Raw genomic sequence first — 14,930 nt, forward strand, 5'->3', positions numbered from 1 at the left:
CGGGCGCGATCTCGGGCCAGCGAGATCGCGCCCGCGACCGGTGGTACGTCGAGAACGCGCAGTTCCAGCCCCGGATGCGCACGCGCCAGGTAAGCGCGGAACCGGTCCGCGAGACGCGGCTGGTGGACGATGACGCTGCCCGCGGCCACGACCGTCTCGCCGACGGCGCCGCGCTCGACCAGGCGCGTGACGAGGACCTGCAGCGAGTGGGCCGCCTCGTTGATGACACCGCGCGCGAGCGGTGAGCCTTCGTCGGCCGCGCGGAAGACGGCAGGGGCTGCCGGCCCCCAGTTCTCGGGCGTCGGCTCGTCGTTCACGGCGCGTGCGAGGGACGGCGGATCGGGGACGGCGAAGTGGGCCAGCAGCGCCGAGAGCAGGCCGTCGTCCGCGCCCCCCTCGTCGTAGTCCGCCAACGCCGCCCTCGTCGCCTCGCGCACTATTCCCGGTGCGCTCGCCTCGTCACCGAGCACCCAGCCCCAGCCGCCGGCGAAGAGCACGGCCCCGGCGCGATCCGCGCCGACGCCGATCGAACCGGTCCCGGCTATGACGCCGATGCCGCCGGCCAGCCCGGCGGCCGGGATCAGCAGCGCGGCGTCGTTGACCACCGTCGCGGGCACGCCGTGCGCCTCGATCGCGGCGGCGAGCTTCGTGCAGTGCTCCTGCGTGTCGCAGCCCTGAGCGCCGATCCCCACGGCGGCGATCTCGCCCCCGCCCGGCGCCGCGCGCAGCAGCCGGTCCAGCAGCCAGCGCGCCGCGTCGTCGACCGGCGAGGCGTCCCAGCCGTCGGCGGGGTACTCAGCGTCGCTGTGCGTGGAACCGTCGGCCGCCGCCACCCGGATCGCGATCTTGGTGCCGCCGACGTCCGCGCCGATCAGAACCTTCATACTCCTCCATCCTCAAACGCTCGACCGCTCGGCCGGCACCTTGGCATCGGTGCTGGTGAAGACGAACTCCTCGACGTTGACGCCGCGCACCTCGGCGACCGCCTCGACCAGGATCTGGGCGATCAGGATCTCGACGATCGCACTCTGCGCCGGACGCAGTCGCGGCACCGTCACCGGATGCAGCAGCGGGCCCGCCTCGACCCGCTCGCTGGACACCAGGATCACCGGATGCCCGGCGTCGGCGAGCGTCCGCGCGACCGCGTGCTCCCCGTCCTCGCCGAAGATCACGTGCACGCCGCCGCCCGCCGACTCCATCGAGCCGTGCAGGTACTGGCGGGTGCTCATGCCCGTCGACGGGATCCGCGCGACCTCGCGGAACAGTAGCGCACCGGCCTCGGCTGTGCCGACCGACCGTCCCGTGCCGACGAAGTCCGCGGACGTGGCATCGGCGAACAGCGGCGCGAGCGAGCGCAACTGCTCGGTGAGCCGCTCCTCGGTGGCGGCGAACGTGTCGCCCAGCCGGGACCAGCTCTCTGCGATACGTCCGCCGTCCCAGGCCTCGGCCAGGATCCCGAGGGCCGCGACCGTGGCCGTGTATCCGATCGTGGACGCGTAGCTGTCCGGGATGCTCCCGAGGTCCAGCACGTTCGAGGCCGCGTTCGCGATGGGGGAGCGCGCGACGTTCACGACCGCGAAGCGCCCGCTCTGCTCGATCGATTCGAGAACGGCGAGCGTCTCCGAACTGCGGCCGGACTGCGAGACCGCGAAGATCGGGTGCGGGCTGGACGGGTACGGGATCGGGTGGTCCCCCGCGCCGAGCCGCCAGGCGTGCACGCCCCGGCTACGCAGCTCCCATACCGGGGCGGCGGCCGCGGCCAGGCTCGCGCCGATGCCGACGAACACCGGTCCGGGTCCGGCGAGCGCGCCGCGCCCGGCCCAGCGGCCGACCGAGCCGACCAGCCCGCCGATCGCCTCGGTGAGCCTCTCGGCCTGGGTGGCGCGGGCGGCCGCGTAGCTGAGGTAGCCGTCGATCACTTCTGCTCCGTTCGGTTCTCGGTCGTCCGCGCGGTCGGATCCCACTCCACCGGGATCGGCCGCACCAGCGGCGCGCTGCTCTCGATCGTCACCGTCGCGCCGGACGCCGCGATCGAATCCTCGATCGAGAGCATGACGTCGAGGGCGTGGTACGCGAGTTCGCCGCTGGCGCGCGGCCGCTCGCCGGCCCGGACGGCCCGGGCCATCTCCAGCACGCCCACGCCGCGGCCGCTCGGCACGCCCTCCGCGGGCACGGTGCGCCAATCGCCGTCGTCGCCGCCGTCCTGGAGCAGCCGGGTCGGACCGTCGAAGCCGCTGACCGGGACTTCCAGGGTGCCGTCCGCGCCGGAGACCTCGAAAAGCTGGCGCTGGACCGGTGAGTCGAAGCTGTAGACGGAGGTGCCGACCACCCCGGACGCGAACGTGGTCAGCACGCTGACATGGGTGGAGACCTCCACCGGGAAGCTGGTTCCGGCCTCCGGCCCCGAACCGATGACCCGCTCGGCCCGCGGCGTCTGACCGACCGCGGAGACCGACACGACCGGTCCGAGCAGCTGAACCAGGGTGCTGACGTAGTAGGGGCCGATGTCGAACAGCGGCCCGGCGCCCTTGGCGAACAGGAACTGCGGCCGCGGGTGCCAGGCGTCGGGGCCGGGCCCCTGCATCAGCGTCAGCACGGTTCTGGCTGCTCCGATCGCTCCTCCGGCGAGCAGCCGGTGGGAGGTCTGGATCGCCGGGCCGAGGATGGTGTCCGGCGCGTTGCCGACGACGACGCCGCGTGCGTTCGCCGCGTCGAGCACGGAGCGCGCGCTCTTCCGGTCGAGGCCGAGCGGCTTCTCGCTCCACACATGCTTGCCCGCCTCGATCGCGGCGAGTGCGACCTCGGCGTGCGCGGCGGGGATCGTGAGGTTGACGACGAGATCGACGTCGTCACGGTTGAGGATCTCGGTCGCGGTGCCGGAGACGGCCACGCCGTACTTCTCGGCCTGCGCCTGCGCCCGCGCCGTATCGAGATCCGCTACGGCAGTGACGGTCAGATCAGGGTAGGAAGTCAGTGCACGCAGGTACTCGTCGGAGACGTTGCCCGCACCGATGATCGCGACGCGCGTCGGGTCAGTAGCCGCGCTCATGCGCCCACCAACTGGCGGAAGTACGCGGCGTTGCTCTCGACCAGCGGGAAGACGTCGCTGTGGTGGGAGACGACCTCGATCACCGGCAACTCGAGCGATTCGGCGGCCAGCGCAAGGACCTCGCCCATCCGGCCGGTCGCGTCCACGCCGAGCACCGGCCGTTCGTTGCCCGGCTCGCGGTCGTGCACGACGTGCAGGTAGCGGACCCGGTCGCCGAGCCGCGGCAGCAGTTCGAAGACGTCCGCGCCGCCGACGCCGGCCCAGTACACGTCCAGCTCCAGAACGACCCGCGGGTCGAGCAGGTCGACGAGCACCTCGTAGGCGGAAACGCCGTCGATCTTCAGCGAGAACTCGAAGTCGTGGTTGTGATAGCCGATCCGGATGCCGCACTCGTCGGCACGTCCGGCGGAGGCGTTGATCGCCTCGGCCAGCTTCTCGACGCCCGCGCGGTCGGCGATGCTGTCCGACTCGACCCAGGGGACGATCACCGTCTCGACCCCGAGCCGCGAGGCGGCGTCCAGGATCGCCATCTCGTCGAGGTTGACGACGTCGGCGTGCGCGGTCGTGGCCCACAGGCCATTGCGACGCAGCGCTCCCGCGAGGCCTTCGGTGTCGCTGAGGATGTCGTACGGCTCGACGTGCGTGAAGCCGAGCGCGGCCAGCCGCGCGAGCGTGCCGTCGAGATGGCCGGGTCCGATGTCGTCGCGGACGCTGTAGAGCTGGATACCCAGCGGGGTTGCGGCGGCGGTCATGCCGTGCTCCCTTCGTGGTCGTGGTGACCGGGCTCGCGGTGGTGCCCGGTCGGGTGGCAGTGGTCACCGATGCTCGCCGGGATGTCCAGCGTCGGGTTCCGGTCGAAGAAGCCGTACGGTCTGAGCACGAATCCCGTCGAGTCGACCGGCATGACCGGCCAGTCCTCGGGGCGGGGGAAGTGGGTGAGCCCGAAGGTGTGCCAGAGGACGATGTCGGTGCCGTCGACGTCGCGGTCCGCCGCGGTCCAGGCCGCCAGTCCCGCACCGCCCGGGTGCATGTTCACCAGGTCGCCCGCGGGATAGTTCTCGTCCGGCGCGTAGGGCGTGACCCACAGGTGCTTGGTGGCGAACGTCGCACGTCGGAAGATGTCCGACTCCTCGTCCGCCAGCAGCACGGGCCTGCCCTCGGGATGCAGCATGTAGCCCACTGGGCCGCCGAGCCGGTTGGTCACCGACGGATTGGTCACCAACCAGGATCGATTGCGCGTGTTGTCGGCGAGCCGCTGTGCGCCGGATTCGGTGCGCAGCCGCGTGACGGCCTGGGTGAATCCGCTGCCGGTGGGATTGCGCGGTCCGCGCGGCACGAGCACCGCCTCCACCTCGTCCACGGCGTTGTCCACGCCGTCGACCATCATGTCGAGCCGGGCGCTGAACAGGTGCTGGTGGTATGGGGCGCCAAGGCCGGGCGCCAGCTCGGAGGCGAATTCGTACCCTGGTCCGGGGTGGGCCGAGGTGAACACCACCCCCGTCGCCTTGACCTCCAGTTCGATCGCGCCGTCGAGGGTGAAATACCAGTAGAAGCCGTAGTCGTAGTTGCCGACGGTGACGAAGAAGGAGACCACCAGGCGGCGGTTGCGGCGGGACTCGGAGGAGCCGTTCCAGTTGTCGGTGTGCTTCCACAGGATGCCCGCGTCCTCCTCGTGGATGCAGATCGCCTGCGGGACGACGCGCGCATCGCCGGCGCTGTCGGCCAGCACGACGTCGAGATAGGTGATCTCGCCGACGCAGTCGCAGCCGAGTTCCAGTGAGTTCGCGAAGCCGCCGAGCAGGTATTCGCCGCAGTCGAAGAAGTTCTGGAACCAGCGCTGCGGGCTCGGGTCGCCGTAGGGGACGGTCATCTCGGCGATGGAGGCGCGGTAGAGGACCGGGCGCCGGGCGCCCGCGTCGTCGATGGCGATGTTGCGCAGCACCAGGCCTTCGCGCTGGTCGAAACCGACCTGAAAGGTCCAGCCGAGCCAGCTCACGACGCCGTCGCGGTCGATCGTGAAGCTCGGGCCCTCGGGCTGGGTGATCTCGATGGGCTTCAGGCCGGCGCGCGGGGGCAGGCCCGTCCAGGCCGGGTCGTGGTAGTTGCCGTCCTCGGCGGGGACGGGAAGGTCCGCGTAGTCGATCACGTCGAGCACTTCGCGGGCCACCACGTCGACGATCGCGGTCACGCCGTCCACCGGGTGAGCCCAGCCGAGGTCGTCGGGGGTCTTCTGCACGAAGGTGAAGCACCGTTGCAGGCGCAGGCCGGCTTCCCCCTCACCGGGCGCCCCGGCCGACAGCGGGTTGACACGAAGCTGCGACAGGTCGGTCAGGCCCCGTTTGCGCATGGCCGCCAGCCAGCGCTCGTCGCGGTGCACGATCGGCTCGACCAGGGCGAACTCCGCGAGCACCACCGGCACGTGCCCCTCGGTCGCGACGTCGAGTTCGCGGTTCGCGACGATCCGATCCTCGGCCGGGCACACGACCACATCCCAGGACGCCCCGGAGCGCAGGTCGATGAGCATCGCGCGGAAGCGTCGGGCCGCGATCGAGCCGGCGAGCAGTTCGCGCTTGTCCTGGTCGAGCAGGCCGAAGTAGGAGACATGGATGTCCGGACCGAGCAATCCCGCACGGCGCAGCACGGCCGCGCTCGCGGTGATCTCGTCGGCCCGCGGCGAGGCGAGCGCCGCGGCGAGGGAGGCGGGCGGCGCGCCGTGCGGCCGTATCTCAGGCGTCGATGTCGATGGCGTCACGGGGACTCCTTGGCTGCGAGGGGCGGGGTTCTCCGCGCTATTAGGGCTCTCATACGCCGGCGCCCCGCAGGAACGAGGTGCGCAGCCGGTAGCGGTCGCCGGCGTACCGGATGACCGAGGACAGCAGAGGTCTGCCGTTGCGGTCCCGCACGATCTGCCGCATCTCGAGGACCGGGGTGCCCGGCGCGATGTCCAGGTGCTCGGCGAGAGCGGCGTCCGCCGAGCGTGCCTCGATGGTGGTATCGGCCTGGGCCAGTTCGAAGCCGAGTTCGGTGAGCGTGTCGTAGAGCGAACGGGTGGTGAAGTCGACGTCGTCGAAGCCGACGGCGACGTCGGCCGGGACCAGCGACTCGTCCACCGCGATCGGCACGCCGTCGAGCATCCGGACCCGGTCGACGCGGTGCAGCGGAGTTCCCGGCGCGATCTGGAACGCCTCGGCCTCGTCGAGGGTCGCGGCGGCCGACGCGCAACGCAGCACCTTCGAGGTCGGCACGAGCCCCATCCGGTGCGCCGTCTCCGTGAACGACTCGAGGGTGTTCGGCCACTCCTTGCGCTCGCTCTGCGCGACGTACCAGCCCCGGCCGTGGGCCGAGCGCAGCACGCCCTCCTCGACCAGCGCCGTCAGTGCCCTGCGAAGGGTCACCCGGGAGATGCCGAGCAGGCCGCACAGCTCCCGCTCGGGAGGCAGCCGCGAGCCGGACTTGAGCTCGCCGGCCGCGATGCGGTTTCGCAGCGCGGCCTTGGCCTGCTCCCACAGCGGTTCGGGGTATCCGGACGCGAGGGACCTGTCTCGCGTGATCACTCGCGCACCTGGACCTTCTCCCACACGCCCGACTTCATGGAGGCGTAACAGGCATCGAGGACGCAGTTGACGACGTGGCCGTCCTCGAAGGTCTCGACCGGCACCTCGCCGCGGGCGAAGCAGTCCACGAAGTGCCGCATCTCCTGGCTGAAGCCGTACGCGCGGGCCTCCTCCGGCACCGGGTACACCCAGCCGGTGTCGGAGTCGGCCTTCTCCACCAGGTAGCCCGCCGGGTGCTCGATGAAGCCCCACACCGGAGTCGAGGAAGTGTCGGTCACCAGGCGTCCCGCGCTCCCCACCAGTTCGTGACGCAACTGCATACCGCCCTTCTCGATCCACGAGGACTCGACCGTGGCCAGCTGCCCGCCGGCGAACTTCAGCAGCGCGATCGCGGTGTCCTCGCCGGTGGTCTTGTCGGCGTGCGCCAGGGTGGCGCCCCACGCGAAGACCTCGACGATCGGGTTCTCCTTGCCGAAGAAGTGCCGTGCCGATTCGATCGTGTGGCAGCCCATGTCCAGCAGCGCGCCGCCGCCGGCGGTCTCGGCATCCCAGAAGTGCGGCGCATGCGGCCCCGAGTGCGCCTCGCGAGCGCGCATGGTCAGCAGGTCGCCGATGGCTCCGGCGGAGAGCATCTGGTGCGCCTTGGCGATGTTGGGGGAGAAGACCGAGCTCTCCGCGTATCCGTGCCAGACCCCTGCTTCACGCACCACGCGCAGCATCTCGGCGGCCTCGGCTCCGGTGCGTGCCAAGGGCTTGGTACACACGACGCCCTTGCCCGCCGAGGCCGCGATCCGCACCGCCTCGAGGTGCACCTCGTTCGGCAGCGCGATGACCACGAGGTCGACGCGCGGGTCGGCGCACAACGCCGCCATGTCGTCGTAGCGCGAGGCCTCCGGCGCCCACCGCGCCGCGAACGCCTCGGCGCGCGCCGGAGTGCGGGAGTAGCTGGCGACGAGCTCCGCGTTGCGCACGTCCTGCAGCGCTTCCGCGTAGGTGGCGCTGATGAATCCCGAGCCGATGAGGCCGACGCCGATCACGGGTTTTCCTTTCGCCGAGTGTCTTCGGTCCCGAGTAAGGCATCGAAGGCACGGTTCAACTCAACATCAGTACGTTGCCGTTCCGGATCCGCGTCGTGGTACTCGAGGATCTCGCGCGCGCCGTCCGAGAAGGACACGCTCGGCGCGAAACCCGGCACCAGCGAGCGCAGCTTCGCGGTGTCGTACAGCATCGAGTGCCGGAAGTCGTGCTCCAGCACGTCCCGCCAGCCGGGTACGTGCTCTGTGATCGACTCGCTCGACCGGTGCCGCAGCAGCGGCTTTCGCACGCCCGCCGCGGCGGCCAGCGCCAGGTGGATCTGGTCCCAGGTCAGGATCTCCCAGCCGACGATGTTGACGCTCTCGCCGGTCGCGTGGCCGAGACCCAGCAGCGGAACGAAGGCCCGCGCGAAGTCGCGCGCGTGCATGAGCGGCCACAGCGAGGTGCCGTCGCCGTGCACGACCACGGGCCGCCCGGCGCGCATGCGTTCGATCGCGGTCCACCCCGACAGCAGCGGTATCGCCGTGCGGTCGTAGGTGTGGCCCGGCCGCACGATCGTCAGCGGGAAGTCGGAGGTGCGGTAGGCGTCTTCCAGCAGCAGCTCACAGGCGATCTTGTCGCGTGCGTAGCCGAACACCGGCTGGCGCCGCGGACTCGCTTCGGTGATCGGCAGGTGCGCCGGCCGTGCGAACACGGAGCACGTGCTGATGTACACGTACTGACCAGCGGACCCGGTGAACAGCCCGGGGTGGTCGCGCACGTCGTCGGGAACGTACCCGACCCAGTTGACGACCGCGTCGAACTCCTCGCCGCCGAGGACGGCGTGCAGCTGGTCGGCACTCCGAACGTCGGCACGCAGCTGCCTGACACCCGACGCGACGGCCCGCTTCGGCTCCGAACGGGTCACGATCGTGACGCTCGCGCCTTGGGCGACCGCCTCGGCGGCGGCGGCCGAGCCGATCAGGCCGGCGCCGCCGAGGAAAAGGATCTTCTTCACGAGCGCTGCCCCCGAACGGCCGATTCGACGGTGCCGCGCGAGATGCCGCTGCCGACCAGGTAGTCGTAACTGCGCCGCAGGGCCTCGAACGCGCTGATGTGCAGTCGTTCGAGTTCGACGATGTGCCACTGGACGCCGGAGGGCGTGGCCAGGGCGTCGGCCCAGTCGATCCGGCCCTCGCCGATGGGCACCATGACGTCGTCCTGGTAGCTGACCGCAGGCCCGTCCTTCACGTGGACGAGGCGCACCCGGTCCCCGAGCCTGGCCAGCACTTCGGCCGGGTCGGCGCCGCCCATCGTGGCCCAGTACGCGTCGAGCTCCACCAGCACGCGATCGTCGAGCTCGTCCAGCAGCACGTCGTATGCCTGCCGGCCGTCGAAGACGTTGCCGAACTCCGCGAAGTGGTTGTGGTACGCGATTCGCATCCCACGCGCGGCCGCTCGCTCGGCGGCCTCGTTCACCCGCTCGACGCCGCGCCGGATCGTGTCCGGCGAGTCGAACTCCTCGCGCTCCATGCTCCACACGAGGATCTCGGCGCCGAGCTCCTGATTCGCGTCGAGGATCGCCTCTGCCCCGTCCCCGGCCGGGAACGGCGTGTGCGCGCTGGTCAGGGTGAGACCCGCCGACGCGATCGCGTCCCGAACCCGGGCCGGGCCGAACTGCTCGACCAGTCCGTAGGTCTCCACGCCCGCGAAGCCGAGGCCCGCCAGGCGCTCCAGCGTGCCCTCGAGGTCGGCGTGCGCCTCGTCGAGCACCGTGTACATCATCACGCCGATGTCCGCTGTCATGAATCCTCCTGAATGCCGGCGGCCCAGCGCAGCGATTGCCGGACCAGCGCACGCACCGGCGGCTCGCCCCAGGAGCGCATGTCGTGGCCGAGCGCCAGATAGACCACCCGACCGGCCCCGAACTCCCGCGCGTAGAGCACCGGTATCGCTACTCCGTCCGCGCGGCGGCGCTGCGCGAGCACGGTCACCTCGTCGTCGGCGAGTTCGAACTCGTAGTACTCGTCGAAGAGCTCGAAGTCGTCGAGCCCGGCCGTGATCGGGTGCTCGGCCACGATCTCGATGGCGTGCCGGCCCTCGTGATGGCCGGGACCGTGCGAGAGGTAGCGATTGCCGAGCAGCCCGAAGAACGGCCGGTACGCCGGGTCGAGTCCGTCGCCCCGCCAGCCGAGGATGTTCGCGCCGTGCACGCCGACGAGTCCCTTTCCGGCCCGCACCGCGTCGGCCAACGCCTGCTGCTGCGCGGTGGCGAACTCGCCGCCGGCCGTGTAGAGCAGGTAGACGTCGTTCTCGGCGGTCTCCGGGCGCGGGTCGACGAAGCGGTTGAGGCCCATCGCCCGACGCGCGGCGAACCCGGCCTCGACCCCGAGCTGCTGGAACACCGAGGCGGCGGCGATCAGGTCGTGGTGGATGTCATCGCCGTTGACGATGACCATCGCTCTGGACATGCGCTTGCTCCTGGGAAGATCAGACCGGCTTGAGCCGCAGCGCGACGACCGGGTTGGGCACCGGGCTGAAATACGGGTCCTGCGGGGTCGGGAATCCGGTGGCCTTGGCGGTGCTCCAGTTGCCGTAGCTGCCCCAGTAGAAGATCGGGATCCACGGCAGGTTCTCGACGAAGATCGTCTCGATCTGGTTCAGGATCTGCTGCCGCTCGGCGTCCGAGGTGGCGTTCGGGTACTGCTGGAACAGCGCCTTGGCCTCGGCGTTCTGGAAGCGCTCGATGTTCTCGTAGGTCGGTGTGGCCTGGCCGATCGGGTAGTACGTGTTCGGGTCCATCGTGTTCTGGAAGAACTCGAACGCGTCCGGCGGCGGGCTGACCGGGTAGCCCATCGTGGAGTCGAAGTCCCCGGTGGCAGTCAGAGTATTGATGTCGTTGACGGTCGTGGTGGCGATGTTGAACTTGATGCCGATGGTCTTCAGCTGCGAGACCAGCACCTGGCAGCGCGAGGCGATGTCGGTGTACGAGGACGGGAAGCTGACCGAGAACTCGACCCGCTTGCCGCCCTTCTGGTAGTAGCCGTCGGAGCCCATGGTGTAGCCGGCGCCCGTCATGATCTGCTTGGCCTTCGCGGTGTCCTGCGTGAAGTTCGCGTTCTTGTACTGCGGCGCGATGAACGAGGTGTACGCGGGCATCGGCAGGCCGGTCACGCTCGTGCACGGCGGCGACCCGCTCGCCGCGCCGACCTGCGTGCGGTCGATCCCGGCGCTGATCGCCTGCCGTACGGCGAGATCGCTCAGCGGCCAGCGCTCCAGATTGGGGATCAGGCCGTCGGTGCCGGCCAGCGGCGCCCAGTAGTGGTTGTTCGCGCTGCGGTCCAGGTACGTCTTCTGGGCGTCGGCGATATAAGTGCCGCCCCAGTCCGCCGAGCCTCCGACGAGCGCGTTGGTCATGCTCTCGTTGTCGGAGTAGGCGATGAAGCGCAGCCCTGATATCGCCGCCGGTGTCTGCCAGTAGTCGTCGTTGCGCGCCAGCAGGAAGCTCTGCGGGGAGAACGTGGAGAGCTTGAACGGGCCGGTGCCGACCGGATTCTCGTCCGTGTACTTGGTCGGATCCTCCGACGCCCAGAGGTGCTGGGAGACGATCGGGGCCGAGACGATGTTGGCGAAGAACTGCTCGGACCCCTCTTTGAAGTCGAGCACGACCTCGGTCGGGCTGTTCACCGTGATCGTGTCGAAGACGATGCCGGCGACGTTGACGGCCGGGTACTTCTTCAGCAGGTTGTAGGTGAAGGCGACGTCGTCCGCGGAGAACGGCTTGCCGTCGGTCCACTTCACCCCGGACTGCAGCTCCAATGTCAGCGTCTTGTTGTTATTCGACCATTTCCAGGACTTGGCCAGCCATGGCAGGTCGTCGCCGATGTTGACCGAGTTGATCTGCACGAGCGGCTCGTAGATGAAGCCGCCCGAGCTCTGGTTGGTGTATGTCAGTCCCTGCGCGGTGTTCGGTAGGAACGGGTTGAACACCCGGGTGAGGTTGTCGGACTGGCCGGCGACGTTCAAGACGCCGCCGCTGGACTTGGAACCGGAACTCGTCCCGCACCCGGCGAGGGCGAGGGAGCCGGCGCCCGCCAGGGCGCCCAGGATGGCGCCGCGTCTGGTGAGTCCCGAAGCGGTAGGCAGCTGCCATGTGGTCACGTTGCGTCTTCTCCTTCTGAGTCGGTGACTTTCCGGATGGCACGGGCGTTGGCCGCCCTTTTCTCTGGCGCTTGCGGATCGTCCGAGTAGAGCCAGCACCGCGCGGTGTGGTTCGCGTCTTCGGACAGGGGGAAGGCGGGCGGTGCCTCCGTGGAGCACCGCTGCCAGGCGTAGGGGCAGCGCGGATGGAAGCGGCAGCCGGATGGCGGGTCGATCAGGCTGGGCGGCTGCCCGATGTCGCGCACGGCCGACTTGCCGGTCCGCGAGGGGTCGGGCGCCGAGGCGATCAGCAGTTGCGTGTACGGATGCGCCGCCTGCTGGGTGACGGCCTCGGACGGTCCGGACTCGATGACTTCACCGGCGTACATCACGGCCGTTTCGGCGGCGAAGTACCGCGCCGAGGCGATGTCGTGTGTGACGTAGAGCATCGCGACGCGGCGCTCTTCGGTGAGGCGTCGCAGTAGGTTGAGGATGCCGAGGCGGATGGAGACGTCGAGGCTGGAGACGGGTTCGTCGGCGAGGAACACCTCCGGACCGGCCGCCAGCGCGCGGGCGATCGAGATGCGCTGGAGCTGCCCGCCGGACAGCTCGTGCGGGAACTTCTCAGTGAACTGACGCGGCGGCACCAGATTCGTCTGGGTCAGCAGGTCATCGATGATCTTCGTGCGCTCCGCGCGCCGCTTTCCGGGGTGGTGGATGGCGACCGCGCGGTGCAGGGTCTTCGCGATGGTGGCGACGGGGTTGAGCGACGAGAACGGGTCTTGCAGGATCAGCTGCACCCGGCGGGCGTACTCACGGAACGAACGGCCGTGCGTCGCGTGCGTGGCGACGCCGTGCAAACGGATCTCCCCGCTGGTGAGCGGATGGAGCTGGGCGAGCAGCCGGGCGAGCGTCGACTTGCCGGAGCCGGATTCGCCGACGAGCGCGGTGATCCGTCCGGCGTACAGCTTCAGCGAGACGTTGTCCACGGCGTGCACGACGCGTGGCGTGCCACGGCCGACGCGGAGGCCGTGCACGGTGAAATGCTTGGTCACGTCGACGGCCTCGAGCACCGGCTCGTCGCCGACCGTCGGCTGCGTCGCGTCTACGAGATCTGTGACAGTCATGATGCCCGGGCTCCGTCCTCGCTCATTTCCCGCGTGCTCTGCGCCGCCGCGTACAGCAGGCATGCCGCCTCGGAGCTCTCACCCGTCGACGAGGTGATCCGGTAGAGCGGCGGCATCGTGGACCGGCACTCGTCGACCGCGACCGGGCAGCGCGGCTGGAAGGCGCAGCCGTCGGGCAGCCGGCGCAGGTCGGGTGGGGAGCCGGGTATCCCGGTGAGCTCCCGCTTCGGTCCGCCGAGGGTCGGGAAGGAGTTGAGCAGCCCGCGGCTGTACGGATGCTGCGCGTTGCGGTAGAACTCGTCGGCCGCCGCCTTCTCGACGATCTTGCCGCCGTACATCACCGCGATCGTGTCGGACAGCTCGATCAGCAGCGAGAGGTCGTGCGTGATGAAGATGACGGAGAAGCCGAGCTTGTCCTTCAGCTCCACGATCTTCTCGATGATCTGCCGCTGGATGACGACGTCGAGCGCGGTGGTCGGCTCGTCCATGACGATGATCTCGGGGTCGAGTGCCAGGCCGACGGCGATCATCGCGCGCTGCCGCATGCCGCCCGATAGCTCGTGCGGGTAGGAGTTGGCGCGGTCCGCCGGGATTCCGACGATGGCGAGCAGTTCGAGGATGCGTGCCGCGCGCTCCTGCGAGGACATCCGCGGCCGGTGCGCGATGATCACGTCCTCGATCTGCACGCCGATCCGCAGGATCGGATTGAGCGCGTGCATCGCGGACTGCAGGACGATGGAGAGCTCTTCCCAGCGGAACTCGCGCAGTTCGGCGTCGCTCATGCCGAGCACGTCCACGGTGGAACCGTCAGGGTTCGTGTAGATGATCCGGCCGTCAGAGATCTGCGCCGGCGGCTTGTGCATCCGCGCGATCGCGTAGGCCAGCGTGGACTTGCCGGAGCCGGACTCGCCGGCGATGCCGAGCACTTCGCCGCGCCGCAGCGCGAACGAGACGTCGTCGACCGCTGGTGTCCGGGTATTGCCGCTGAGGTAGTCGACCTTGAGTCCGCGCACGTCGAGGATGAGGTCGGTGCTCTCCGACGTGAACGGCGCGCGTGTCGGCCGTTCGGCTCGTTCGCGGCGTGCGCGACGGCGGAGGCTGCGGCGGGTCCGCTTCACCTGCGCGCGCTGGGCCTTCTTCGTGCCGATGCCGGCCTGGCGCAATCGCGGATTGATGAACTCGTCGATGCCGAAGTTCACCAGTGAGAGCGCCGTGCCGAGCAGCGCGATCGCCAGACCGGCGGGCACGAACCACCACCACGAGCCGGTCAGCAATGCGCTGCTGACCTGCGCCCAGTAGAGGATCGTGCCCCACGACCACTGCGTCACGTCGGTCAGACCGAGGAACGCCAGGCTGGCCTGGGTCAGGATGGCGCCGGTCACCGTGCCGAGGAACGCGGCGGCGATCACCGCGACCTGATTCGGCAGGATGTCCCGCAGGATGATGCGCGAGGTGCGGTCGCCGGTCGCCCGGGCCGCCTCCACGAAGTCCCGCTTGCGCAGGCTCAGGGTCTGCGCTCGCAGGACCCTGGCTCCCCAGGCCCAGCCGGTGACCGTGATGACGAGGATGATCCCGGCGTTGCCGGTGTGCGGCAGGTAGGCCGCCAGGATGATCGTCAGCGGCAGGCCGGGCAGCACCAGGAACACGTTCGCCAGCAGCGAAAGCACCTCGTCGCCGATCCCGCCGAGATACCCCGCCGTCACCCCGACGAGCACCGACAGCACCGTGGTCAGCACGGCGGCGCCGAGACCGACGATCATCGATGCCCGTGCGCCGTAGAGCATCTGCGAGAACACGTCCTGGCCGTTCTGCGTGGTGCCCAGCCAGTGCGCGGCGGACGGCCCCGCCAGCGCGGCATCGCTGACGGCGGACGGGTCGTACGGCGAGATCCACGGGCCGATGATCGCCAGGACGACGAAGATCAGCGTGATGACCAGGCCGGTGAGCGTGAGCGGCGAGTGCAGCAGCCGGCGCCGGAGTCCGTTGCGGGATTCGACGGACTCGCCGGACTCCGACTCGGCGAGCGTGGCGGATTGCAGGGCCATG

The 14,930-nt window shown here is 69.9% G+C and carries 13 protein-coding genes; all 13 read right to left on the reverse strand.

The window, feature by feature from the left end; genetic code table 11:
• The coding region (locus VG296_RS23605) for an N-acetylglucosamine kinase (protein ID WP_325569193.1) at positions 1–884 on the reverse strand (884 nt) is incomplete at its 3' end.
• A 12-nt stretch (positions 885–896) separates the two neighbouring features.
• Positions 897–1,919: an SIS domain-containing protein gene (locus VG296_RS23610; RefSeq protein WP_325569195.1), complete on the reverse strand. Its 1,023-nt coding sequence runs from the start codon at positions 1,917–1,919 to the stop codon at positions 897–899.
• The gene (locus VG296_RS23615) at positions 1,916–3,049 is read right to left on the reverse strand and encodes a Gfo/Idh/MocA family oxidoreductase (protein ID WP_325569197.1); all 1,134 of its coding nucleotides are present in this window, start codon (positions 3,047–3,049) and stop codon (positions 1,916–1,918) included. Before VG296_RS23615 ends, VG296_RS23610 begins: the two co-directional genes overlap by 4 nt.
• Positions 3,046–3,801: a sugar phosphate isomerase/epimerase gene (locus VG296_RS23620; protein ID WP_325569199.1), complete on the reverse strand. Its 756-nt coding sequence runs from the start codon at positions 3,799–3,801 to the stop codon at positions 3,046–3,048. Before VG296_RS23620 ends, VG296_RS23615 begins: the two co-directional genes overlap by 4 nt.
• Positions 3,798–5,801 (reverse strand): primary-amine oxidase, encoded by a 2,004-nt coding sequence (locus tag VG296_RS23625; protein ID WP_325569201.1) that lies wholly within the window; start codon positions 5,799–5,801, stop codon positions 3,798–3,800. The genes VG296_RS23620 and VG296_RS23625 overlap by 4 nt, the downstream gene beginning before the upstream one ends.
• A 49-nt stretch (positions 5,802–5,850) precedes the next feature.
• Complete coding sequence (locus tag VG296_RS23630; protein WP_325569203.1) at positions 5,851–6,603, reverse strand: GntR family transcriptional regulator; 753 nt, start codon at positions 6,601–6,603, stop codon at positions 5,851–5,853.
• Positions 6,600–7,640, reverse strand: coding sequence for a Gfo/Idh/MocA family oxidoreductase (locus tag VG296_RS23635; RefSeq protein WP_325569205.1), 1,041 nt, complete (start codon positions 7,638–7,640; stop codon positions 6,600–6,602). Before VG296_RS23635 ends, VG296_RS23630 begins: the two co-directional genes overlap by 4 nt.
• Positions 7,637–8,635 carry an NAD-dependent epimerase/dehydratase family protein gene (locus tag VG296_RS23640; protein WP_325569208.1) on the reverse strand — a complete coding sequence of 333 codons (999 nt, stop codon included), beginning with the start codon at positions 8,633–8,635 and terminating at the stop codon, positions 7,637–7,639. The genes VG296_RS23635 and VG296_RS23640 overlap by 4 nt, the downstream gene beginning before the upstream one ends.
• The gene (locus tag VG296_RS23645; RefSeq protein WP_325569212.1) at positions 8,632–9,423 is read right to left on the reverse strand and encodes a sugar phosphate isomerase/epimerase; all 792 of its coding nucleotides are present in this window, start codon (positions 9,421–9,423) and stop codon (positions 8,632–8,634) included. The genes VG296_RS23640 and VG296_RS23645 overlap by 4 nt, the downstream gene beginning before the upstream one ends.
• The gene (locus VG296_RS23650) at positions 9,420–10,088 is read right to left on the reverse strand and encodes a ThuA domain-containing protein (protein WP_325569214.1); all 669 of its coding nucleotides are present in this window, start codon (positions 10,086–10,088) and stop codon (positions 9,420–9,422) included. The genes VG296_RS23645 and VG296_RS23650 overlap by 4 nt, the downstream gene beginning before the upstream one ends.
• Positions 10,089–10,107: 19 nt before the next feature.
• Positions 10,108–11,778, reverse strand: a complete 1,671-nt coding sequence (locus tag VG296_RS23655) for an ABC transporter substrate-binding protein (RefSeq protein WP_325569216.1) — start codon at positions 11,776–11,778, stop codon at positions 10,108–10,110.
• Positions 11,775–12,884, reverse strand: coding sequence for an ABC transporter ATP-binding protein (locus VG296_RS23660; protein WP_325569218.1), 1,110 nt, complete (start codon positions 12,882–12,884; stop codon positions 11,775–11,777). The genes VG296_RS23655 and VG296_RS23660 overlap by 4 nt, the downstream gene beginning before the upstream one ends.
• On the reverse strand, positions 12,881–14,929 hold the full coding sequence (locus VG296_RS23665) for a dipeptide/oligopeptide/nickel ABC transporter permease/ATP-binding protein (protein ID WP_325569220.1): 2,049 nt from the start codon (positions 14,927–14,929) through the stop codon (positions 12,881–12,883). Before VG296_RS23665 ends, VG296_RS23660 begins: the two co-directional genes overlap by 4 nt.
• Between the last annotated feature and the right edge of the window lies 1 nt (position 14,930).

The sequence above is a fragment of the Actinospica sp. genome (assembly GCF_035552695.1).
Lineage (GTDB): Bacteria > Actinomycetota > Actinomycetes > Streptomycetales > Catenulisporaceae > Actinospica.